The following is a 22,956-nucleotide window of genomic DNA, read 5'->3' on the forward strand; positions in this document are numbered from 1 at the left end:
ACACCGCGATGACCGCATCCCTCTTGCAACTCAACTGGCTGGCGATCCTCGCGGCGACCGCCTCGTCCTTCCTGCTCGGCGGGCTTTGGTACGGGCCCTTGTTCAAGAAGCGCTGGTGCCGCGAAGCCGGCGTCGATCCCGACGCCAAGCCCGGCCACCCCGGCCGGGTGTTCGCCACCGCCATCGCCTGCAGCTTTCTCGCCGCGCTGATGTTCGCGGTGTTCCTGCCGCCCGGCGCCAATGCCGCCGACGGTTTCGGGGTCGGCTTCGTGGTCGGGCTGTTCTTCGTCTCGATGAGCTTCGGCATCAACTACGCCTTTGCCCAGCGCAGCCTGATGCTGTGGATGATCGATGCCGGTTACCACATCCTCCAGTTCGCCCTGTACGGCCTGATCCTCGGCGCCTGGAAGTAAGAGAGCCGACCATAAGAGACCCGACCATGACCGCGCTGCGCTGGTACTTCGACTTCATCTCGCCGTTCTCCTACCTGCAGTGGCCGAAGCTCAGGCCTATGGTGCGCGAGCGCGCGATCGAACTGGTGCCGGTCGCATTCGGCGCCGTGCTCGAGGCGCGCGGCCAGAAGGGCCCGGCCGAAATCGTCGGCAAACGCGAGTTCACCTATCGGCACGTGCTGTGGCAGGCGCGGCGCGAAGGCGTCGCCCTGCGCTTCCCGCCGGCGCATCCGTTCAACCCGCTCGCCGCACTGCGGTTGTGCCTGGTCGCCGGCTCCACCCCCGAGGCGGTCGATGCGATCTTCGACTGGATCTGGCGGCGCGGCGAGGCCGGCGACAGCGCCGAAACACTGGCACCGGTGATCGATGCGCTCGGGGTCGAGGCCGAAGCGCTCGGCGCCGACGCGATCAAGGCGGCGCTGCGCGACAACACCGAGGCCGCGTTGGTGGCCGGTGTCTTCGGTGTCCCTACGTTGAGCATTGGAGATGAGTTGTTTTGGGGCAACGACGCCCACGACTTCGCTCTTGACGCACTGCAACATCCCGAATTGCTCGACGACCCGGAGATGCAGCGTTTGAAGCAACTGCCGGTGGGGATACGTCGCCGCGCCTGAACGACGCAAGCCCCGGAGCGCGCTCACGCGTGACTCATGTCTCAAAAAGGTATGCTGCGGTCCTATCCGATCACCACGCGCCCTACCCGGGGGGGAACATGCGCATTGGAATCGTCGTCGACTCCGCTTGCGATCTGCCGTTGGAATATCTGGAACGGCACGACATCCATCTGTTGCCGATCACCGTGCGCATCGGCCAGGCGGTACTGGCCGACCATCGCAACGAACAGGCCACCCTGCAATTCCTGCACACGCACCTGGCCGAGCGCGGTTTCGAGGCCGAGACCACGCCCTACACCGTGCAGCAGGTGCGCGACTTGTTCGTCAGCCAGCTCGTGATCGATTACGACTACGTGTTCTGCATGACGATCACCAAGACCCGCAGCCCGGTCTACGAGAACGCCAACCAGGCCAGCTTCGCGATCCTCAACGACTACAAGCCGGTGCGTTCGGCGGCCGGCATCAACACGCCGTTCGCGTTGCGGGTGATCGACACCCTCAACCTGTTCGCCGCCCAGGGCATCACCGCGGTCGAAGCGGTGCGCCTGCGCGCCGCCGGCGAAGGCGCGCCGAAGATCCGCGCGCGCCTGGAGCACCTGGCCCTGCACACCCACGGCTATCTGATCCCGCGCGACCTCAACTACCTGCGCGCGCGCACCCGCGTGCGCGGCGACCGCAGCGTCAGCTTCCTCAGCGCCACCCTCGGCACCGCGCTCGACATCAAGCCGGTGCTGCACTGCAACCGCGGCGAGACCGGCCCGGTCGCCAAGATCAAGGGCTACGAGAACGCCGCGCAGAAACTGTTCGAGTTCACCGCGCACAAGGCCCAGACCGGGCTGCTGACGCCGACGGTGTGCGTCAGCTACGGCGGCGAACTCGCCGAACTGCACGCCCTGCCCGGCTATGAGCGCCTGCGCGAAGCCTGCCGCAACAGCAACGTCGAGCTGTTCGAAAGCGTCATGAGCCTGACCGGCATGGTCAACGTCGGCAAGGGCGCGGTGGTGGTCGGCTTCGCCGCCGAGCAGGCCGACTTCAAGGGCTGAGCGGGCGCGGCTGGAGCGTCGATGCGGATGCGGCGGCGCCAAGAGCAAATCTCCCCCAACCCCTCTTTTCCAAAGAGGGGAGCGGATTAGCTTTGCCGGGAAGAACGACACCTCGTCGATGCATTAGAACTGGCCACCGTCGCTCTTGCTTCGAAGGCAGCATCGGCTACACGAGGTCCACGGCTTCCATTCGAGCGCCGGCAGTTCGGCCCCGCTAGCCGCCAGCACCTCTTGTTTGCAGAGCGATGCAGCTCGAAAGAAGTTCATCCTCCCCGACCCGACGCCAGCACTCCCCTCTTTGGCAAAGAGGGGTTGGGGGAGATTTGCTTTGCTCGCACGGCGTGGCGACAGCGACATCTCGCCATACCCCGCCAAGCACGACTTTTAGCCCAGGTGTCCAGGCATCGGCGCGGGTTAGGCTCGATCCATCGTCAGCCCCAGGTAACCGCTTCGATGCCCAATCACCGCCTGCTCGCCCTTGCGCTCGCCAGCGCGCTCGCCGTCCCGGCCTATGCCCAGACCCCGCCGCAACCCGCACCGCAAGACAAGAAACAAGGTGAGAAACAAGGCGATGCGCCCGCCGCCCAGTTGGAACAGGACGCGCTGAAACCCGCCGGCACCGATCCGGCGCGCGCTTCGGCGCAAACCGCCAAGGGCGTCGGCAAGCCCGGCGACAAGGACGAGAAGAAGTGGGACGTCACGGCGCCGCACGGCCAGACCAAGACCGTGCGCTTCGACACCGACGAAGGCACCTGGATGGACCTGGACGTGTCGCCCGACGGTCGCGAAATCGTGTTCTCGCTGCTCGGCGATCTGTACCGGCTGCCGATCGGCGGCGGTCAGGCCAAGCGCATCACCAGCGGCCCTGCCTGGGACGTGCAGCCGCGCTGGTCGCCCGACGGTCGCGAACTCGCTTTCACCTCCGACCGCGGCGGCGGCAACAACCTGTGGCGGATCAAGGCCGACGGCAGCAACGCCGTCGCGGTGACCAAGGAAGACTTCCGCCTGCTCAACAACCCGGCGTGGACGCCGGACGGCCAGTTCCTGGTCGGGCGTAAGCATTTCACCGGCGAGCGTTCGCTCGGCGCCGGCGAGTTGTGGATCTATCACGCCGCCGGCGGCGGTGGCGGCCTGCAACTGACCAAGCAGAAGAACGATCAGCAGGACCTCGGCGAACCGGCGCTGTCGCCGGACGGCCGCTACGTCTATTACTCCGAAGACGTCAGCGCCGGCCCGGCCTTCCAGTACAACAAGAACGTCCACGACACCGTCTACGCGATCAAGCGCTTCGACCGCGAAACCGGCAAGAGCGAAACCGTGATCGGCACGCCCGGCGGCGCGGTGCGGCCGCAGCCGTCGCCGGACGGCAAGTCGCTGGCCTTCGTCAAACGCATCCGCGACAAGTCGGTGCTGCACGTGCTCGACCTGGCCAGCGGCGAAACCCGCCCGGTCTGGGACGGGCTGTCGCACGACATGCAGGAAGCCTGGGCGATCTTCGGGCCGTACGCGAATTTCTCCTGGACCCCGGACTCCAAGTCGGTGGTGATCTGGGCCCAGGGCAAGCTGTGGCGCGTCGGCATCGCCAGCGGCAAGCCCGAGGCGATCCCGTTCCAGGCGTCGATCGAACAGACCGTGGCCGAGCCGTTGCGCTTCGAACAGAAACTCGACGAGGGCCGCTTCGCGCCGAAGATGATCCGCGACGTCGCCACCAGCGCCGACGGCAAGACCCTGATCTTCCACGCGGTCGGCCATCTGTGGCGCAAGCGCCTGCCCGACGGCAAGCCCGAACGGCTCACCGGCAACGACAACCTTTACGAATACCAGCCCAGCTTCAGCGCCGACGGCGGCAAACTGCTGTACACGACCTGGTCCGACGAAGCGCTCAGCGCGATCTACGTCGCCAGCGCCGGCGGTGGCGGCGGCAAGCGCCTGACCCAGGACAAGGGCTTCTACTACGGCCCGCGCTTCTCGCCCGACGGCAAGCGCATCGTCTACGCCAAGACCGGCGGCGGCGGTCTCACCGGCAGCCTGTGGTCGGCCGATCGCGGCATCTACGTGAAGTCGGCCGACGGCGGCAAGCCGACCCGCGTCGCCGACAACGGCGAGGCGCCGCAGTTCAGCGCCGACGGCAGCCGCGTGTATTACCTCACCGGCGGCGGCCTGAAGAAGAAGCTGATGTCGGTCGGCCTGCACGGCGAGGAGCCGCGCGAGGTCTACAACCTCAAGTACGTCGACTCGGTCAGCATCAGCCCGGACGGCAAGTGGGTGGCGTTCACCGAGTTGTTCAACGCCTATGTCGCGCCGCTGATGACCACCGGCAGCTCGGTCGAACTGAGCAAGGACAGCAAGGCGATGCCGGTGACGCCGGTCAGCGCCGACGTCGGCAGCTATCTGCACTGGGCTGCCGACTCGAAGTCGCTGCATTGGATGGTCGGCGATCGTTATTACTCGCGCCCGCTCAACCAGGCCTTCGCCTTCCTGCCGGGCGCGCCGGCGACGCCGGCCAAGCCGTCGGCCGACGAACCCGGCGTACGCGTCGGCCTCGATCTGCCGGTGTACGCAGCGCGCGACACCGTCGCCTTCACCCACGCGCGCGTGGTGACGATGCGCAACGCCGAGACTGCGCAGGAAGTGATCGAGGACGCCACCGTGGTGGTGCGCGGCGACAAGATCGAAGCGGTCGGCGCCAGCGGCGCGGTCGCGGTGCCGGCCGGCGCGCGCGTCATCGACGCCACCGGCAAGACCATCCTGCCGGGCTATATCGACGTGCACGCGCACGCCGCGCATTTCGGCCAGGGTGTGGTCCCGCAGCAGAACTGGGCCTACTACACCAACCTCGCCTTCGGCATCACCACCATGCACGATCCCTCGGCGACCACCGAGTTCGTGTTCTCCGAAGCCGAGCTGCTCAAGGCCGGCAAGATGGTCGGCCCGCGCGTGTTCTCGACCGGCACGATCCTGTACGGCGCCGACGGCGACTTCAAGGCGGTGATCAACTCGATCGACGACGCCCGCAGCCACCTGCGCCGGATGAAGGCCAACGGCGCGTTTTCGGTGAAGAGTTACAACCAGCCGCGCCGCGAACAGCACCAGCAGATCAACCAGGCCGCGCGCGAGCTGGGCATGCTGGTGGTCGAGGAAGGCGGTTCGACCTTCAACCACAATATGCCGATGATCCTCGACGGCGTTACCGGCATCGAGCACAACATCCCGGTCGCGCCGCTGTACAAGGACGTGGTCGAACTGTGGCGGCAGACCGACGTGCGCAACACCCCGACCCTGGTGGTCAGCTACGGCGGCCTGTCCGGCGAGTACTGGTGGTATGCGCGCGACAACGTCTGGGAAGACAAGAAGCTCAACCGCTTCTTCCCGCGCGAAACCCTCGACGCGCGTTCGATCCGCCGCGAGACCGCGCCGGATTGGGATTACTGGCATGTGCAGGTCGCCAAGTCGGTGAAGAAGCTGCGCGACGCCGGCGTCAAGATCCAGGTCGGCGGCCACGGCCAATTGCAGGGCCTGTCGGCGAACTGGGAAATCTGGATGCTGCCGCAGGGCGGTTTCAGCAACTTCGAGGCCTTGCGCGCGGCCACCATCGACGGCGCCGATTATCTCGGCCTGTCCAAGCAGCTCGGTTCGCTCGAAGCCGGCAAGAAGGCCGACCTGGTGGTGCTCAACAGCAATCCGCTGGAGAACATCCGCGCGACCATCGACACCCGCTATGTGATGGTCGACGGGCGTTTGTTCGACGTCGATGCCGACATGGCCGAACTCGGCAATCTGGGCGAGAAGGCGCCGAACTTCTACTGGCAGCGCCATCGCGACGGCCAGACCTTCGGCATCGAATTCGGCCCGACCTCGGTCTGCCATTGCCCGAAGGGACATGGCCCGCACGAGGCGCACGCAGCGCACGAAGACTGAGGCGCGACCAGCGCGGCGGCGGAGCCGCCGCGCACTTAGTCGGATTAACGCGGCGGCGCCGCCGCGCAATGGGCCAGGAACAGCCATTCGCCGGGACTCGGATCGGGATCGTCCGGGTCGCCCGGCTCGGCCAGCGCACGCAGCCTCCAGCCGCACTCGCCGAGCCATGCGCCGATCGCGCCGCGCTCGCAGCCCCAGCGGAACGGCTCGCCGCGCCGCTGCAACCAACCGCGCACCCACGGCCGTTCGCGGCGGAAGCGCGGCCGGCCACACCACGGTTCCATCGCCGTGGCGATCAGGATCGGATGCGGCAGACCCTGCGCCAATCCGCGCAGCAGGTGCTGCGCGCGCGCCGACGACAGATACATCAGCACGCCTTCGGCCACGCACAGGGTCGGCCGATCGGGATCGAAAGCGGGATCGGCGAGGAGCGTGCCCAGCGCATCGTCGCGTTCCAGATCGGTCCCCAGCAGCCGCAAACGCGACATGTCCGCTTGCAACTGGCGCAACGCCTCGCGTTTGATCGCCACGCTATCGGTGCGGTCGAGTTCGAACACTCGCAGCATCGGGTGCCGCTGCGCCAGGCGCCAACCCAGGCCGTCGTAGCCGCTGCCGAGCAACACCGCCTGCGCCGCGCCGTCCGCGCAAGCGCGGTCGGCCCATTGCGCGATGCGCCGCTTGCGCCAGGCGTAGTGCCCGCGCAAGCCCGGCAGGGCCAGCGTTTCCAGCACGCTCACGCAAACGCGGCCCAGGGCATGATCGACGAGTCGCAACAGGCCGCGGCCGCTGGTACCGCAGCGCTCCAGGCAGGCCCGGGCAAGTTGCGCCTGCGGCGTCGATTCGACTCTGCCGTAACCGTGCTGCGCGGTGGCGGCGGCGACCAGCATCGCGGTGGACAAGCCCTTCATTCGTCGCCCCGCGCGAACAGCGCTTCGTGATGGCGGAACCAGTCGCTGTCCCAACGCCGGTCCGGGTCCAGCTCGCGCTTACGGCGAAGGAAGGCGCGGAACTGCGGATGGGCTGCCTCGACCTGATCGCGCGTGGCATGGCGATGGTAGGTCAGGTAGTAGCTGCCGCCGCAGGCCAGGGCCTCGTCGATCAGGGCGCGGAACGCGACCGCGGCGGCGATGCGTCCGGCCGGATCGTGGCGCACGTGCAGATTGAACACGATGCAGGCCCAGTCCTCGCGCGCCCAGGCCAGCATGCTGCTGCGTTCCGCGCACACCAGCCGCACGGTGCCGTAGATCGGCTGCGCGCGGTGGCGTCGCAGGCAGTCGGCGGCCGCGGCCATGAACCCGGCCAGACGCGCGCGTGGCACGTACAGCTCGGTGATCATCTCCGAGCCGCAATGCCCCAGCGCCGCGTCGACGCTGGCGTGGTAGCCGTCCAGGTAGACGCCGGCCTGCTGACTGTCGGAGGCATAGCGCTGACCGTCGGTGGCCAGATAGAAGGCCGCGTACTCGGCGAACGCGCGGCTCGGGTCGACGTGCGCCAGGCGCAGCAAATGGGCGAAATCTTCGCCGCCGAGATGGCGCGGCGCGGGGTCGGGCGCGGCGTCGGCGAGCGGCCGATAGCAGGACGCGATGCCCAGGTCGAGGAAGTCGTCGCTGTTCGGGTCGATAGCGAACTGGAAGTCGCCGTAGCTGCAACCCTCGGCGATCGCCGCCTGCAGGTGGGGCATCAACTCGCCGACCCGCAGCAGTGCGACCTCGCGCCGCAGCACCGTGCGCGGCACCAACCGCAGGGTCAGTCGCGCGACCAGACCGAATAGACCATAGCCGCCGGCGGCGAGCGCGAACCATTCGGCATTGCGCTCGCGGTCGGCGATGCGCGCATCGCCGCGATGGTCGATCAGCACGATCGACTCGACGTCTTCGACGAACGGAGCGTAGGCCAGGCCGCGGCCGTGGATATTCGATGCGAACGCGCCGCCCAGGCTGAAGCCGTCGGCGCCGGTCTGCTTCTGGCGGATGGTCCAGCCGCGGGCGTTGCCCGGATGCCGCGCCAGCCATTCCAGCAACGCCGGCCACTGCACGCCGGCTTCGACCGTGAGCAGACCGCGCTCGTCATCGAAATCGACGATGCGGTCCAGTCCCGAAGTGTCCAGCAGCCAGCCGCCGGACAGGAACTGCTGGCCGCCCATGGCATGGCGCGCACCCACTGCGATGGTCGAACGGCCCAGGCGCGCGCAATCGCGCACCGCCGCACAGGCTTGTTCCAGGCTGCGCGGCTGCAGCAGGCCGGCGACTGCGGTGCGGTTGAGGCCGGAGTGGACGTCGTTGAGGTGCAGGGTCGGCGCGCAGGGCGGTGCGATGACGGCGGGCATGACGGATACCGTTGACGAGGCCGGCCCACCTTGGCCGACCGGTATCGAGAATCGCAACTCCGCTGGATCAGGTATCGGATTATGATCCCCGGCATCCCGACTGCCCGCACCTTCCCGCCATGGCCGAACGCGAACGCCTGCTCGCTGCGCTCAAGACCGTGCTCAAGGAACGCGGCTGGCGCTACGCCGACCTGGCCCGCGCGCTGGGCCTGTCGGAGCCCACCGTCAAACGCCTGTTGTCGAACGGACGCATCGACCTGGAGCGGCTGGAGCGCATCTGCGCCGTGCTCGACCTGGACTTCTTCGAGCTCGCACGCCGTGCGCGCGGTGCGCGCGACGAGACCCGCCATCTGAGCCCGAAACAGGAAGCGGAACTGGCGCGGTCGCCGCGACTGATGACCGTGTTCCACCTGCTCTGCCAAGGCTGGCGCACCGATGCGATCCGCTCCGGCTTCGACCTGAGCGCGCCGGAACTGACCCGCCTGTTGGCGCGCCTGGACCGATTGGGGCTGGCGGAATTGCTGCCCGGCGACAAGGTGCGCCTGCGCGTGCCGCGCGACTTCTCCTGGCGCGACGACGGGCCCGTGCGCGCACGTTACCTGGGCGCGGCCAGCCGCGAGTTCCTGCTCGATGGATTTCAGTCGTCGGATGCTCTGCTGGCCTTGGACATCCGCGAACTGGGCGCGGCCTCGCTGGCGGTGCTGCGGCGCAAGCTGGAACGCCTGCAGGCGGAGTTCAAGGAAGCCGCAGAACTCGACCTCAGCCTGCCGCCGTCGAAGCGGCGCAGCGTCGGCCTGTTGCTGGCCACGCGGCCCTGGGTCTACTCGCTGATCGAGACCCTGCGCAGCGAGTACGGCGACGAACGCGATGCGCCCGTACCCGGCCGGGGACGGCGGCCGCGCGTCGCGGCCCGCTGAGCGACCGCCGCCTCCTTGCCGAATTCGCGCGTTCACAAACCAACAATGTTTGCCGGCCTAGGCTAGCGGCACCCCCCGCTCGAGACGCCATGATGGCCACCCGTTACTACATCAGCCTTCCCGATGCGCAACGCGCGCGCGGCAGCGATGCGTCGCTGTCGTTCACCGCGGTCAGCGCGGAAGGCTTCGCCGAGCAATTGCAGACCGCGCTGCGCAGCGACGGCTTGTTCGAGCGCTGGCGCGCGAAGCAGCCCGAGCCCGACGAGGTCGACCCCACACTGGGCGCGACCGATCCGAATGCCTCGGCGCGAGGGGCTCAGCGCGATCTGCACGTGGAGCTGATCATCACCACGGGCCTGTCGGGTGCGGTCATCAAGCATCGCCTGCGTCTGCTCGCCGGCAGCGGCTGGGAATTGCGCGACGTCACCGCCGCCTGAGCGCGGCCGTACAGGCACTCCCGGCGCCGTCGCGGTTCGCAACGGCGCCCAACGGCGAGACCGGCTCAGCCGTGCAAGGCGCGCGCGTGATGCGCGATGTGCTCGCCGATGTAGCTGGCGATGAAGTAATAGCTGTGGTCGTAACCGGGCCGGATGCGCAGTTCGAGCGGGTGCTTAGCGACTTCGCAGGCCACGCGCAGCAACTCGGGCTTGAGCTGCGGCACCAGGAATTCGTCTTCGCCGCCCTGATCGATCAGCAGCGGCAGTTTCTCGCGCGCGGCGCCGACCAAGGCCGTCGCATCCCAGGCCTTCCACGCTTCGCGGTCCTCGCCGAGATAGGCAGTGAACGCCTTCTCGCCCCAGGGCGAATGCGACGGCGCGGCGATCGGCGAGAACGCCGACACGCTGCGGTAGCGACCGGGGTTCTTCAGCGCGATCATCAGGGCGCCATGGCCGCCCATCGAGTGGCCGCTGATCGCCCGCGCGCTGGTGGTCGGGAAATGCGCGTCGACCAAGGCCGGCAACTCGTCGACGACGTAATCGTACATGCGGAAGTTCGCCGCCCATTTCGGCCGCGTCGCATTGAGATAGAACCCCGCGCCCTGGCCCAGATCGTAGCCTTCGGCATCCGGCACGCCCTCGCCGCGCGGGCTGGTATCGGCCGCGACCAGGATCAACCCGTGCTCGGCCGCGTACTGCTGCGCCCCGGCCTTGGTGATGAAGTTCTGCTCGGTGCAGGTCAGGCCCGACAGCCAGTACAGCACCGGGCAGTCTTCGTGCTCGGCCTGCGGCGGCAGGTATACGCCGAAGCGCATCGGGCAGCCCAGCGTGGTCGCGGTGTGGCTCCAGACTTCCTGGCGTCCGCCGAAGCAAGCGTGCGATTCGATTTTTTCCATGGCGTCCTCGGTGGTCTTGTTGGCCTTCATTGGCCCCTGCGGGGCGCCTTGTCGGCCTTACGCTTGCTACCGCATCCCAAGCTCAACGCAAGCGCGATCCGTTCGGATTGATCGCGCCGGCATCGGTGCGGTCGGGATAGTAAGCCTTCTTGTGCTCCAACCCATAAAACAGCAAGCCATGCAGGCCGATGATCTCGTGCTTGGCCACGCGCTGTTTCCAGAGCCGTTCGAATACGGCATCCAGCCTGTCCGGATCGCCTCTGGCCAGCACTTCATCGATAAAAGCGACGTCCTGCCCGTCGGGAAACAAGCACCGGAACCCCTCGTCGTCGATTGCATACACGTCGTAGACGCAGTTATCGGCGCCGTCGACGACCTGGACGTGCTTCATCGCCGCGCTCAGTAATGAATCACGGTCCGGATCGACTTGCCCTCGTGCATCAGGTCGAAGGCTTCGTTGATGCGTTCCAGCGGCAGGGTGTGGGTGATGAAGGGGTCGAGGTCGATCTCGCCCTTCATCGCCTGCTCGACCATGCCCGGCAACTGGGTGCGGCCCTTGACCCCACCGAAAGCCGAACCGCGCCAAACCCGCCCGGTAACCAGTTGGAACGGACGCGTGCTGATCTCCTGGCCGGCGCCGGCGACGCCGATGATGACCGACTCGCCCCACCCCTTGTGGCAGCACTCCAGCGCCGAACGCATGACGTTGACGTTGCCGATGCACTCGAAGCTGAAATCGACGCCGCCGTCGGTCATCTCGACCAACACGTCCTGGATCGGGCGATCGAAGTCCTTCGGATTGACGCAGTCGGTCGCGCCCATCTTCTTGGCCAACTCGAACTTGCCCGGATTGGTGTCGACGCCGATGATGCGCCGGGCCTTGGCCTGCACCGCGCCCTGGATCACCGCCAGGCCGATGCCGCCGAGGCCGAACACCGCGACCGTGTCGCCGGGCTGGACCTTGGCGGTGTTATGGACCGCGCCGATGCCGGTGGTGACGCCGCAACCGAGCAGGCAGACCTTTTCCAACGGCGCCTCGGGGTTGACCACCGCGAGCGAGACTTCGGCGACCACCGTGTATTCGCTGAAGGTGCTGCAGCCCATGTAGTGATGGATCGGCTGGCCGTTGTAGCTGAAGCGGCTGCTGCCGTCCGGCATCACGCCTTTGCCCTGGGTCGCGCGCACCGCCTGACAGAGGTTGGTCTTGCCCGACAGGCAGAACTTGCACTTGCGGCATTCGGCCGTATACAGCGGGATCACATGGTCGCCCGGCTTGACGCTGGTTACGCCTTCGCCGACTTCGACCACCACGCCGCCGCCTTCGTGGCCGAGCACGGCCGGGAACAGGCCTTCCGGGTCGTCGCCGCTGAGGGTGAAGGCATCGGTGTGGCAGACGCCGGTGGCGGTGATGCGCACCAGCACTTCGCCGGCGCGCGGTGGCTCGACGTCGATCTCGACGATCTGCAGGGGTTGTCCGGCGGCGAAGGCGACGGCGGCGCGGCTTTTCATGGCGTTCTCCAATGACGTCCCGTGTGGCGGGAGGGATGCGGTGTGCGGCGTCGCGACGGGCGACGCGGCGGTGTTCGATCGAATCTCTATTTCAGGTACGAGCGCACCAACGCGGCGACTTCGTCGATGCTGGCGCTGCGGTTCTTCTGCGACGACGCGGCCTGGCCGAGCTCTTCGCGGATATGGCTTTCCAGCACTTCCGACATCAGCCCGTTGATGGCGCCGCGGATGGCCGCGATCTGCTGCAGCACCGCCGCGCACTCGCTGCCCTGCTCCAGCGCGCGCTCCAGGGCTTCGGTCTGGCCCTTGATGCGGCGCACCCGGGCGAGGACGCGTTTTTTCTCGGCGGGCGAATGCGGCATGCGGCACCTCGGCGGCCACGGCGGGCCGGTTACCATACTGGGGGATAGTATCAGGGGCGGCTTGGATTTGGGATTGCCGATTCGGTTGCGCCGCGTTGGCGATGTCGCCCAGGGCTGCAGCGCGCCCAGGGTAGGAGCGGCGCGAGCCGCGACCGCCATGCCTCGATCTCGCGTCGCTGCCGGGCTCCTCTGTAGGAGCGGCGTAAGCCGCGACCACGCTGTAACGTGTTTCGCGGCGTATCGTTCCCGCACGATCCAGATCCAGATCCAGATCCAGATCCAGATCAAACGCTAAAAGCTTCCGCCACTAAAGCGGCGGGTTACTTTCTTTTGTCATAAGCAACAAAAGAAAGGTAACCAAAGAAAAATGCTTTTGCTTTGAATCACAGGCCCGCACGAGCGGTGCATCCGCGGGGATTTTTCATACGGGACATCCCTGTCCCGATGAAAAACGGCCTGCATCCATGCAGGCCGCCCTCCGGGTCTTCTATTGCCTTCGCGAGGCTGAGATGGCGCACAGCAAGGGCATTAGCGACGTGGGTCGACACCATCCCTAGCCCCGCGTTGCGGTTGCGGTTGCGGTTGCTGAAGAGCTTGGCGGGGCGAAACACTCGCGAGACAGATGGAGACCCGGAGGGCGCCGCACAGGACGTGCGCCGTTTCTCGATAGGACAAGGATGTCCTATCGAAAAATCCCGGCGACAGCATCGCACTCGTGGCCTGTGCCCTTGCAAGGAAAGCCCTTTTCTTTGGTTACTTTTCTTTTGGGCTTAGCAAAAGAAAGTAACCCGGCCGCGTAGCGGACGGAAGCTTTGCAGTTGCTCTTGCAGTTGTTTCATCGTCTTACAGCCACAGACGCCGCAATAGGACACAACGCGATCGCGGCTTGCGCCGCTCCTACCCTTGGTCGCACCGCTTTCTGTAGGAGCGACGTGAGTCGCGACTGCGAACCCACAGCTAAGCCGTAGGTGCGAGGCCGTGGTCGCGGCTTACGCCGCTCCTACAGGAGGGGCGGTAGCTGCGCGAGACCGAAGCAGCGCGGACGCGGCTTGTGACCGAAGGAAATCCAGTAGGACGCCGCCCTACCCTTGGTTGCACCGCTTTCCGTAGGAGCGACGTAAGTCGCGACTGCGAACCCACAGCTGCGCCGTAGGTGCGAGGCCGTGGTCGCGGCTTACGCCGCTCCTACAGGAGGGACGGTAACGGCGCGGGAACGACGCAGCGCGGTCGCGGCTTGTGACCGAAAGAAATCCAGTAGGACGCCGCTCCTACCCTGGGAGTACGGCATAACCGAATCTCAAACCACGAATCCCGAACCCCTAATCAACCCGTATTCTGCACACCCGCCGCAATGCCATTGACCGTCGCCACCAGCGCTTGCTGCAAGGCATCGTCGGGACGGCCGGCGGCGCGCCAGCGCGCAAGCAGGTCGACCTGCAGCAGGCTGATCGGGTCGACATAGGGATTGCGCAGCCGGATCGACTGGCGCAGGCGGTGGTCGCCGGTCAGCAATTCGTCGCTGCCCTTGATCGCCAGCACCGCGCGCCGGGTGCGCTCGAATTCTTCGGCGATGCCGGGATGGAAGCGCGCATGCAGGTCGCCTTCCGGCAGGTCCTGGGCGAGCATCGAGTAACGTTCGAAGATCGCCGGGTCGGACTTGGCCAGTACCATTTCGAGGTCGTCGATCAGGGTGCCGAAGAACATCCAGTCGCGCGACATCTCGTTCAAGGCCTCGCGGCCGTGGCGCGCCAGGGCCTGTTCGAGCGCGGTGCCGACGCCGTACCAGGCGGTTAGCCCGGCGCGGTTCTGCGACCAGGCGAACACCCAGGGGATCGCGCGCAGCGAACCGATGTCGCCGATGCCGGCGCGCTTGGCCGGACGCGAACCGATGCGCAGCCGCTCGATCACATCGATCGGCGTGGCAGCGCGGAAGTAGGCCGGAAACAACTCGTCCTCATGGACCAGCGCGCGGTAGTGGGCACGTGCGTCGGCGGCCAGTTCGGCGGCCATCGCGCGCCAACCGTCGCCGCGCGGTTCCGGCGGACGCGGGCGCAGGGTCGCGCGCAGCACCGCACCGGTGGTCTGTTCGAGATTGCGCAAGGCCAGCGCGCGGATGCCGTACTTGCGGTGAATCACCTCGCCCTGTTCGGTCAGGCGCAAATAACCGTCGACCGAACCGCGCGGTGCGGCGATCACCGCGCGCTCGGTCTTGCCGCCGCCGCGGCTGATCGAACCGCCGCGGCCGTGGAAGAAGGCGATGCGCACGCCGCTGTCGGCGGCCAAGGTGGTCAGGGCGCTTTGGGTGCGGTGCAGGGCCCAGCGCGAGGCGACCATGCCGCCGTCCTTGGCGCTGTCGGAATAACCGAGCATCACCACCTGGCGGTTGCCGCGCGCGCGCAAATGCGAGCGGTACATCGGATCGGCGAACAAGGCGCGCAAGGTGTCGGCGGCGGCGTCGAGGTCGTCGACGGTCTCGAACAGGGGCGCGACGTCGAGCGGCACGCGGCCGTCGCGATCGACGCAGCCGGCGGTCTTGGCCAGGGCCAGCACCGCCAGGGCGTCTGCGGCGCTGCGGCTCATGCTCACGATGTAGGGGCCGAAGGCGCGCTCGCCGTAGCGCGGGCGCAGGCGGGCGACAGCGCGGAACACGTCGAGGGTGGGTTGAGCCGGGCCGGCCGCGGCCCGTGCCGGCGGCGCATCGCCGTCGAGCAAGGTGTGCAGACGCGCGGCGCGCGTGGCGACATCCAGCGACGCCCACTCGGGCAGGTCGAGCAGCGCCGCCAGCGCGGCATCGTGGGTGCCCGAATCCTGGCGCAGGTCGAGGCTGGCGAGATGGAAGCCGAAGCATTCGGCGCGGCGGCGCAGGCGGCGCACGGCGAAACTGCCGGCGTGCGCACCCTGGTTGTTGGCCAGGCTGCGTTCGATCAGGGCGATGTCGGCCAGGAAGGTCGCCGCATCCGGATAGCCGTGCACGCTCTCGTCGACCGTGGCCTGCAGGCGCGCGGCCATCAGGCTGAGCAGGTTGCGGTAGGGCATGTCGGCGTGACGCGGCTTGAGCAGCTGCGCCGCCTTCGGCAATTGGTAGCGGTAGTCCTCAACGCGGGCCAGCACGGCATCGTCGATGCGCACGCGCGTGACCGATTGGCTCAGCAGTTCGGCCAAGGTGCCCAGTTCGCGACGGTAGGCGTTGAGCACCAGCGCGCGTTGCCCGGACAGCGTCGCGGCGATGGTGTCAGCGCCGACGTTCGGGTTGCCGTCCATGTCGCCGCCGACCCAGGTGCCGAAACCGAGTACGTCGGGCAACGGCGCGAACGGGCCATAGGTTTCGCGCAGCGCCTCCTCGAACATTTCGTAGTAGACCGGCAGCACGCGATACAGCACGTCGGACAGATAAAAACCGACGTGCTCGAACTCATCGGCAACGCTCGGCTTGGCCGCGGGCGCCTCTGCGGTCTGCCAACTCGCGGTGAGGGCGACGCGGATGCGTTCGCGGTCGGCGCGGCGTTCGGCCGGGGTCCGGCCGCGGTCGATATCGTCGACCAGACAACCGACGATCTGGCGTTCTTTCTCGAGCAAGGCGCGCCGCACCGCTTCGGTGGGGTGCGCGGTGAACACCGGTTCGATGCGCAAACGCGGCAACAATGCAGCCACTTCTTCGGCGCTGACGCCCTGGCGCGACAGCACGCCCAGCGCATCGCGCAAACCGCCCGGCTGCGCGCCGGCGCCGCTGCGCTCGTAGTCGCGGCGGCGACGAATGCGGTGCACGCGTTCGGCCAGGTTCACCGCCTGGAAATAGGTGGCGAACGCACGCACCAGGTCGCTGGCCTGGTCCAGATCGGTGTCGGCGAGCGCTTCGGCGAGTGCGCCGATCGGGGCCTGCGCCTCGCGCCGGCGAATGGCCGCGCGGCGCAAGCGCTCGACCTCGTCGAGGAAGCCCGGCCCGCGTTGTTCGGCGAGGATTTCGCCGACCAGCGCGCCCAGCATCTTGACGTCGTCGCGCAGCAGCGCGTCGGTGGAAGCGAAGTCTACGGCGCGCAACGGTTCGTCGCTGGTATCGAGGAGGACATTCATCCGACAAGGCTACAACACCGGCGCGGCGACTGCGTTGCCGCCCGCTGGGGCGTATCGCGCTGTCCAGCGTCCGCGGCGAGGTACGCACGAGCACGCCGGTCGTCGCGGCGGACGCCGCTTTAGCTCTTGCGGGCTGGGAATTCCGGAGGAACACAGCATTTACCCGCGGCCGCCACCGAGACCGTCGTCGAGACTTCGCAGCGCGCCGGTTCTACCGATATGCGTATCGGTTCTAGCGGCGCCATCGATTACAAACGAAACGATTTCACAAGAAACGATTAGCGGGCGTCGCGCCCATCACGGCGCCGACGCCTGCTTCTCCAGCGCCTTGAGACGGTCCAACGCCGGCTTGTTCATACGCCGCGCATAGGCCGGCAAGCGCTTCGCCCGCGTCTGCGCCTGCACGCACAGCTCGCGCACGCGGCCGAGCTCGCCCCAAGCGACCAGGGTTTCGGCATAGCGCACGTGCGGCTCGAAACCGCTGCTGTAGCCGAGCAGGGTCTCGAACTCGTCGCGGGCCTTGGCGCGGTCGCCCTGCGCGGCAATGGCGCGCGCATAGATCAAATGCCCCTCGGGCGAACGGAAGTCGGGACGGCGCGCGATCAGTTCGTCGAGCACGGCCTGCGCCTGCGCCGCCTCGCCGTTTTCGAGCAAGGCCTGCGCCAGCTTGACCTGGATGTCGGGATCGTCGCGATGGATGCCGCTGAGCGAAGCGCGATACAGCGGCAACGCATCGGCCGGGCGCTGCTTGCCCAGCAAGGCATCGGCCAGACGCAGGCGGTTGTCGGTGGTGGCCGCGGTCTCGTAGGCATCCTGCGCTTCGCGCAACTCGCGGTCCGGATCGAGCAGGCGCCGCACGTTGCCGACCAGGGCGCGGCCGTGCTGGCTGTGGCGCTGCTCCGGCAGCCAGATCGCCAAGCCATAGACCACGCTGCCGAGCAGCGGAAACATGAAGAGGATCATCAACCAGTAACGGTCCTGCCCGCTGCGCACCACGTGCACGGCGAAACACAACGCGACGATGACGTGCAACCCCAGCCCCAGATACGGCATGACGCGATCCTTGCGAGATATTCGGGCGCTAGTGTGGTGATTCGGCAGCCGCCGCGCCAGAGGGGCGCCGCTGCCCTCGGTGTGCTTCGAGCGCCGGCATCCGCCGCGGCTTCGACCGGCCTGGCCGGCGCGCGCTAGGCATCGTCGTCGGCCCGCAACAAGCCGCCCAGCCAGTCGCGCAAATGCCCCAGGCGCGCGCTGCCCTGCGCTTCCGGCAACCAGGCCAGATAGACGCGCTTGACCGGCGCCGGCTGCGGCAGCGGCAAGGGCAGCAGTTCGCCGCTGGTCAGGCGCTCGGCGATCAGGCGCGGATACATCAAGGCGATGCCCTGCCCGGCCAGCACCGCACTGAGCGCCGGCATCGGCGAAGACAGGCGCAGATGCGGCAGAGGCCAGGTTGCGGGATCCTCGCCGAACCAAGTCGGCCAGTCATGACGCCAACCGTCGCTGACGACATGCAGCAGGCGCACGCCGGGCAACGGATCCTGCCACCAGCGCTCGCGATCGAGCCGCGCGTGCAATTCGGGCGCCGCGACCGGCAGCATCGCCTGCTCGAACAACAGCTCGCCGTGCAAACCGTCGGCCTGCGGTTCGCGGTGCAACAAGGCAGCGTGGATGCGCCCCTGCGCCAAGTCCTGCGCCGTCGCCGGGCAGAACAGCTGCAGGTCCAGCCCGGCGTAGGCGGGAAATTCTTCGATGCGCGGCAGCAGCAGGCTCACCCCAAGGCTGGTCGGCGCACCGAGGATCAACCGCCGCCCCTCGTCGCCGCGCATGCGCAGGCGCGCGGTCGCCGCTTCGATCTGCTCGAAGCCGGCGATCAGGGCCTCGCCGTATTCGCGCCCCAGCGGCGTCGGCCGCGCCCGCCCGCCGCTGCGGTCGAGCAGACGCAGGCCGAAGGCTTCCTCCAGATGCTGCACGTGCTGGCTCAGGGCGGCATGGCTCAGGTGCATGCGCTCGGCGGCGCGGCGCATGCCGTCGTAGCGCACCACGGCGGCGAAGGCCTGCAGGGCGCGCAGGGGCGGGAGGCGCCGCGACGGTGGATCGGAAGTGGTCATATTTACTTACCGCTACTCTTGGATTTCTCGGTTTATACGAACCGAGTGACTGTCTAGATTTACCACATGACTGCAGCCCCCTTGCCGCTCGCCGCCGCGCCGGCACCGTCCCGCCCCTTGGCAATGCGCGCCGGCCTCATGGCCAGCGCCTCGATCTGCCTGGCCCTGCTCGCCCTGCTCAGCCGCTACACCCGCGGCCTGCCGCCGGAGTTGGTGACCTGGCTGCGCTTCATGATCCCGGGCCTGTGCCTGGTCGCGTTGGCGCGCCGCGACGACTGGCGCGCGGTCTGGTCCGGCGCCGACCGGCCGGGCTGGGTGCGGGCAGTGTGCGTGGTGATCTCGCAAGGCTGCTTCGTCCTGGCGGCGATGCGCGGCGACCTGCTGCACGCGGTGCTGCTGTACAACACCGGGCCCTTGTTCATCCCGCTGATCGCGCGCGTCTGGCTCGGCGAGCGCCTGCGCCCGGCGGCGCTGTGCGGCCTGGCGATCGGTTTCGCCGGCGTGCTGGTGGTCCTGCAACCTGCGTTGCGCGGCTTGGAGAGCACCGCCTTGATCTCGCTGTTCGGCGGCTTCGCCATGGCCGCCTCGCAGGTGCTGTTCTACCGCAGCGCCCAGCACCAGCCGCCGTTCCGCAACCAGTTCAAGCTGTATATGCAGGCCTCGCTGGTCGGCCTGCCCCTGGCCGCCCTCGGCCTGGGCCACCTGCCCTCGCAACCGCTCACGACCGAATCGACGACGGTGCTGGTACTGGCCTTGCTCGGCATGTCGCTGTGCAGCCTGGGCAGCCAGTCCCTGCGCGACCTCGCCTACCGCGGCATGGATAACGCCTCCACCCTCGCCCCGCTGATGTACGTCGCCGTGCCGGTCAGCGCCGCCCTGGATTGGCTGTTGTTCGCCCACCCCGCACGGCCGTCTACGCTGGCGGGCGCAGCGTTGATCGTGATCGGAGCGGTCGCGGCATTGCGCAGCGGAGCGCGTGCGAAGCGCGATTGAGAGACGGTGCGAGATTGAAGCGATGCGGCGGCGGCTGGCGCCGCCCCTACCCAAGAGCAAGCGCGAACCACCAACCGTTGCCGTTGCCGTTGCCGTTGCCGTTGCCGTTGCCGTTGCCGTTGCCGAGATTTTGATCTGCTTTGCCGCTTTGCCGGTCAAGTGGAGACCCGGAGGGCGCCGCACAGGACGTGCGGCGTTTTCCGATAAGACAGGGACGTCTTATCGGAAAATCCCGGCGCGGGCATCGCACTCGTGGCCTGTGCCCTTGCAAGGAGAGCCCTTTTCTTTGGTTACATTTCTTTTGGGCTTAGCAAAAGAAAGTAACCCGACCGCGTAGCGGACGGAAGCTCTGCTCTTTCTTGAAGGGTTGTGCCGGAGGCCGGCAGAGCGTGGTCGCAACTTACGTCGCTCCTACAGGGGTACTTCGCACTTGCCTGTGGCTTTAATGGAAGCAAGACCAAACGATAAAAGCTTCCGCCACTAAAGCGGCGGGTAACTTTCTTTTGTCTAAAGCAACAAAAGAAAGTCACCAAAGAAAAATGCTTTTGCTTTGAATCACAAGCCCGCGCGAGCGGTGCATACGCGGGGCTTTTTCATACGGGACATCCCTGTCCCGATGAAAAACGGCCCGCATCCCTGCGGGCCGCCCTCCGGGTCTTCGATTGCCTTCGCGAGTGCTGGGCGACGCACGGCAACAGCAACAGCAACAGCAACAGCAATCCTGCAGCCACGACGGTTCAAGGGGCAGGAGCGGCGCCCTACTGGATTTCCTTCGGTCACAAATCGCGACCACGCCGCCACGATCACCCACGCCGGCAGCCGTAGATTCGCGGTCGCGGCTCGCGCCGCTCCTACCCAAGAGCAGGCGCGAACCACCAAACGTTGCCGTTGCCGTTGCCGTTGCCGTTGCCGTTGCCGTTGCCGTTGCCGTTGCCGTGAAAGCTTGGCGCAGTTCCGAACTTGCGAGAACACCTGGAGACCCGGAGGGCGCCGCACAGGACGTGCGGCGTTTTCCGATAAGACAGGGACGTCTTATCGGAAAATCCCGGCGCGGGCATCGCACTCGTGGCCTGTGCCCTTGCAAGGAGAGCCCTTTTCTTTGGTTACATTTCTTTTGGGCTTAGCAAAAGAAAGTAACCCGACCGCGTAGCGGACGGAAGCTCTGCTCTTTCTTGAAGGGTTGTGCCGGAGGCCGGCAGAGCGTGGTCGCAACTTACGTCGCTCCTACAGGGGTACTTCGCACTTGCCTGTGGCTTTAATGGAAGCAAGACCAAACGATAAAAGCTTCCGCCACTAAAGCGGCGGGTAACTTTCTTTTGTCTAAAGCAACAAAAGTCCGTCTGGATTCCCTTCGGTCAAAAGTCACCAAAGAAAAATGCTTTTGTTTTGAATCACAGGCCCGCACGAGCGGTGCCGACGCAGGGATTTTTCATACGGGACATCCCTGTCCCGATGAAAAACGGCCCGCATCCCTGCGGGCCGCCCTTCGGGTCTTCGATTGCCTTCGCGAGTGCTGGGCGACGCACAGCACCAACGAAGCTGCGGCCGATGACGACGCGAAACCGAGATAGCGCGGTCGCGGCTTGTGACCGAAGGAAATCCAGTAGGATGCCGCTCCTACCCTGCGATAGCTTCGAGGTTTCGATCAGCGACGAAGGCGACGCACCCTCTGCGCGTTCCGTGGTCGCGGCTCACGCCGCTCCTACAGGGGCTATGTCGCCGCGACCGAGGGTGCGATCCGCCGAGCGAACTCAGTACGCGAATTCCTTGAACACCGGATCCACATTCCCACCCCACGCCCCATGGAACAACTCGAGCTTGCGCTCGGCCGGGCTCTTGCCCATCGCGACGAATTCCATCAGCGGTTCCAGGTAGATCGACTCGTCGGCACCATTACCGTTCAAACGCGCGCGACGCTTCAGCCCGTGCGCGGAAATCTCCAGCGCGCGGCGCGACAGTTCGAGTACGTTGCTGTCGCGGAACGGCAATTGGAAACCATGCCGCGGCACGCCGTCGCGCAGGGCATGACGCTCGGCCGGGGTGAAATCGAGCACGAGGTCCCAGGCCGCGTCGAGCGCTTCGGCGTCGTACAGCAGGCCGACCCAGAACGCCGACAAGGCGCAGATGCGGTTCCACGGGCCGGAGTCGGCGCCGCGCATCTCCAGGTACTTCTTCAAACGCACTTCCGGGAACGCGGTGGTGGTGTGGTCGGCCCAATCCTTCAGGGTCGGGCGCTGGTTCGGATAGGCCGGCAGCTTGGCGTCGAGGTAATCGCGGAACGACTGACCGCTGGCGTCGATGTACTCGCCGTCGCGGTAGACGAAGTACATCGGCACGTCGAGCAGGTAGTCAACATAACGTTCGTAACCGAAACCGTCCTCGAACACGAAGTCGAGCAGACCGGTGCGGTCGCGGTCGGTGTCGGTCCAGATATGCGAGCGATAAGACAGATAGCCGTTCGGCTTGCCCTCGGTGAACGGCGAGTCGGCGAACAACGCGGTCGCGATAGGCTGCAGGGCCAGCGAGACGCGGAACTTGCGCACCATGTCGGCCTCGTCGCGCACGTCGAGGTTGACTTGCACGGTGCTGGTGCGGGTCATCATGTCCAGGCCGAGCGAACCGACCTTGGGCATGTACTCGCGCATGATCTTGTAGCGGCCCTTCGGCATCCAAGGCATCTCGTCGCGGCGCCACTTGGGCTGGAAGCCCATGCCGAGGAAGCCCAGGCCCATCGGCTCGGCCACCGTGCGCACTTCGCGCAGATGGGTCGCCGCTTCGACGCAGGTGTCGTGCAGGGTCGCCAGCGGCGCGCCCGAGAGTTCCAGTTGGCCGGCCGGCTCCAGCGAGACCGAGGCCTCGTCGCGGGTCAGGGCGATGACCCGGCCCTTCTCTTCGACCGGTGTCCAGCCGAACTGGACCAGCCCCTTCAGCAAGGCCTCGATGCCGCGCTCGCCGTCGAAGGTCGGCGGGCGCAGGTCGTCGGTGCGGAAGCCGAACTTCTCGTGCTCGGTGCCGATCTTCCAGTCCGAGTCCGGGCGCGCGCCCGACGCCAGGTACTCGACGAGCATGGCGCGACCGCCGCCCTTGATATCGGGAATCTCAATATCTTTGACTTGGCTGGGACCGGACACATCCACCTCGCTGGTAAAACCTGCTGCAAGGCGGGATGCCCTGCTCGCGCATCTGGCGCGGAGGGCCGCCGGCCGTCGCGAAACGGTCTAGCGGCCACGGCCGGCGCCTCGCTGTACGAAGGCCGGCCGCTTGCAACATCGTCTGAATCACGGTCTGGATATGCGGGACGTCGCCTACA

Annotated in this window: 17 protein-coding genes; 7 read left to right on the forward strand and 10 right to left on the reverse strand. The window is 67.0% G+C overall.

What is annotated here, in order from left to right:
- Positions 1–8 precede the first annotated feature (8 nt).
- The 4 genes from ACKN61_RS21445 (at position 9) to ACKN61_RS21460 (ending at position 6,027) form a co-directional block, all read left to right on the forward strand.
- A complete protein-coding gene (locus ACKN61_RS21445; RefSeq protein WP_031370995.1) occupies positions 9–413 on the forward strand; it encodes a DUF1761 domain-containing protein in 405 nt (134 codons plus the stop codon).
- A 26-nt stretch (positions 414–439) separates the two neighbouring features.
- Complete coding sequence (locus ACKN61_RS21450) at positions 440–1,066, forward strand: 2-hydroxychromene-2-carboxylate isomerase (protein ID WP_408951151.1); 627 nt, start codon at positions 440–442, stop codon at positions 1,064–1,066.
- Between the two features lie 98 nt (positions 1,067–1,164).
- Positions 1,165–2,109, forward strand: coding sequence for a DegV family protein (locus tag ACKN61_RS21455; protein ID WP_031370993.1), 945 nt, complete (start codon positions 1,165–1,167; stop codon positions 2,107–2,109).
- 453 nt (positions 2,110–2,562) lie between these two features.
- Positions 2,563–6,027 carry an amidohydrolase family protein gene (locus ACKN61_RS21460; protein WP_408951152.1) on the forward strand — a complete coding sequence of 1,155 codons (3,465 nt, stop codon included), beginning with the start codon at positions 2,563–2,565 and terminating at the stop codon, positions 6,025–6,027.
- Between the two features lie 44 nt (positions 6,028–6,071).
- Here the strand turns inward: ACKN61_RS21460 and ACKN61_RS21465 are convergent, their stop codons facing one another.
- Together ACKN61_RS21465 and ACKN61_RS21470 are read right to left on the reverse strand one after the other, a co-directional pair.
- Entirely contained in the window at positions 6,072–6,926 is an 855-nt protein-coding gene (locus tag ACKN61_RS21465; RefSeq protein ID WP_408951153.1) for a class I SAM-dependent methyltransferase, read from the reverse strand.
- 5 nt (positions 6,927–6,931) lie between these two features.
- Positions 6,932–8,353, reverse strand: a complete 1,422-nt coding sequence (locus ACKN61_RS21470) for an FAD-binding oxidoreductase (RefSeq protein WP_408951154.1) — start codon at positions 8,351–8,353, stop codon at positions 6,932–6,934.
- Between the two features lie 119 nt (positions 8,354–8,472).
- Here ACKN61_RS21470 and ACKN61_RS21475 point away from each other — a divergent pair, with 119 nt between their 5' ends.
- Both ACKN61_RS21475 and ACKN61_RS21480 read left to right on the forward strand, forming a co-directional pair.
- Positions 8,473–9,270: a helix-turn-helix domain-containing protein gene (locus ACKN61_RS21475; RefSeq protein WP_408951155.1), complete on the forward strand. Its 798-nt coding sequence runs from the start codon at positions 8,473–8,475 to the stop codon at positions 9,268–9,270.
- Between the two features lie 92 nt (positions 9,271–9,362).
- Entirely contained in the window at positions 9,363–9,707 is a 345-nt protein-coding gene (locus tag ACKN61_RS21480; protein ID WP_408953886.1) for a hypothetical protein, read from the forward strand.
- A 65-nt stretch (positions 9,708–9,772) separates the two neighbouring features.
- Here the strand turns inward: ACKN61_RS21480 and fghA are convergent, their stop codons facing one another.
- From fghA to ACKN61_RS21515, 7 genes are all read right to left on the reverse strand, one after another.
- Positions 9,773–10,603: an S-formylglutathione hydrolase gene (gene fghA, locus ACKN61_RS21485; protein WP_408953887.1), complete on the reverse strand. Its 831-nt coding sequence runs from the start codon at positions 10,601–10,603 to the stop codon at positions 9,773–9,775.
- An 82-nt stretch (positions 10,604–10,685) separates the two neighbouring features.
- Positions 10,686–10,994, reverse strand: a complete 309-nt coding sequence (locus ACKN61_RS21490; RefSeq protein ID WP_408951156.1) for a hypothetical protein — start codon at positions 10,992–10,994, stop codon at positions 10,686–10,688.
- Between the two features lie 8 nt (positions 10,995–11,002).
- Positions 11,003–12,112 (reverse strand): S-(hydroxymethyl)glutathione dehydrogenase/class III alcohol dehydrogenase, encoded by a 1,110-nt coding sequence (locus tag ACKN61_RS21495; RefSeq protein ID WP_408951157.1) that lies wholly within the window; start codon positions 12,110–12,112, stop codon positions 11,003–11,005.
- An 86-nt stretch (positions 12,113–12,198) separates the two neighbouring features.
- Positions 12,199–12,474 carry a formaldehyde-responsive transcriptional repressor FrmR gene (gene frmR / locus ACKN61_RS21500; protein WP_031370984.1) on the reverse strand — a complete coding sequence of 92 codons (276 nt, stop codon included), beginning with the start codon at positions 12,472–12,474 and terminating at the stop codon, positions 12,199–12,201.
- Between the two features lie 1,323 nt (positions 12,475–13,797).
- The gene (ppc, locus tag ACKN61_RS21505) at positions 13,798–16,545 is read right to left on the reverse strand and encodes a phosphoenolpyruvate carboxylase (RefSeq protein WP_408951158.1); all 2,748 of its coding nucleotides are present in this window, start codon (positions 16,543–16,545) and stop codon (positions 13,798–13,800) included.
- A 297-nt stretch (positions 16,546–16,842) separates the two neighbouring features.
- On the reverse strand, positions 16,843–17,598 hold the full coding sequence (locus ACKN61_RS21510) for a tetratricopeptide repeat protein (RefSeq protein WP_408951159.1): 756 nt from the start codon (positions 17,596–17,598) through the stop codon (positions 16,843–16,845).
- Between the two features lie 134 nt (positions 17,599–17,732).
- Positions 17,733–18,653 (reverse strand): LysR family transcriptional regulator, encoded by a 921-nt coding sequence (locus tag ACKN61_RS21515; protein ID WP_408951160.1) that lies wholly within the window; start codon positions 18,651–18,653, stop codon positions 17,733–17,735.
- A 66-nt stretch (positions 18,654–18,719) separates the two neighbouring features.
- Between ACKN61_RS21515 and ACKN61_RS21520 the strand changes: the two genes are divergently transcribed.
- The gene (locus tag ACKN61_RS21520) at positions 18,720–19,646 is read left to right on the forward strand and encodes a DMT family transporter (protein ID WP_408951161.1); all 927 of its coding nucleotides are present in this window, start codon (positions 18,720–18,722) and stop codon (positions 19,644–19,646) included.
- Positions 19,647–21,397: 1,751 nt separating this feature from the next.
- On the opposite strand, the gene ACKN61_RS21525 is transcribed toward ACKN61_RS21520, so the two are convergent.
- Positions 21,398–22,777, reverse strand: coding sequence for a glutamate--cysteine ligase (locus tag ACKN61_RS21525; RefSeq protein ID WP_408951162.1), 1,380 nt, complete (start codon positions 22,775–22,777; stop codon positions 21,398–21,400).
- Positions 22,778–22,956 lie beyond the last annotated feature (179 nt).

This window comes from Lysobacter sp. Hz25 (genome assembly GCF_046097045.1).
GTDB classification, from domain to species: Bacteria; Pseudomonadota; Gammaproteobacteria; order Xanthomonadales; family Xanthomonadaceae; genus Lysobacter; species Lysobacter antibioticus_B.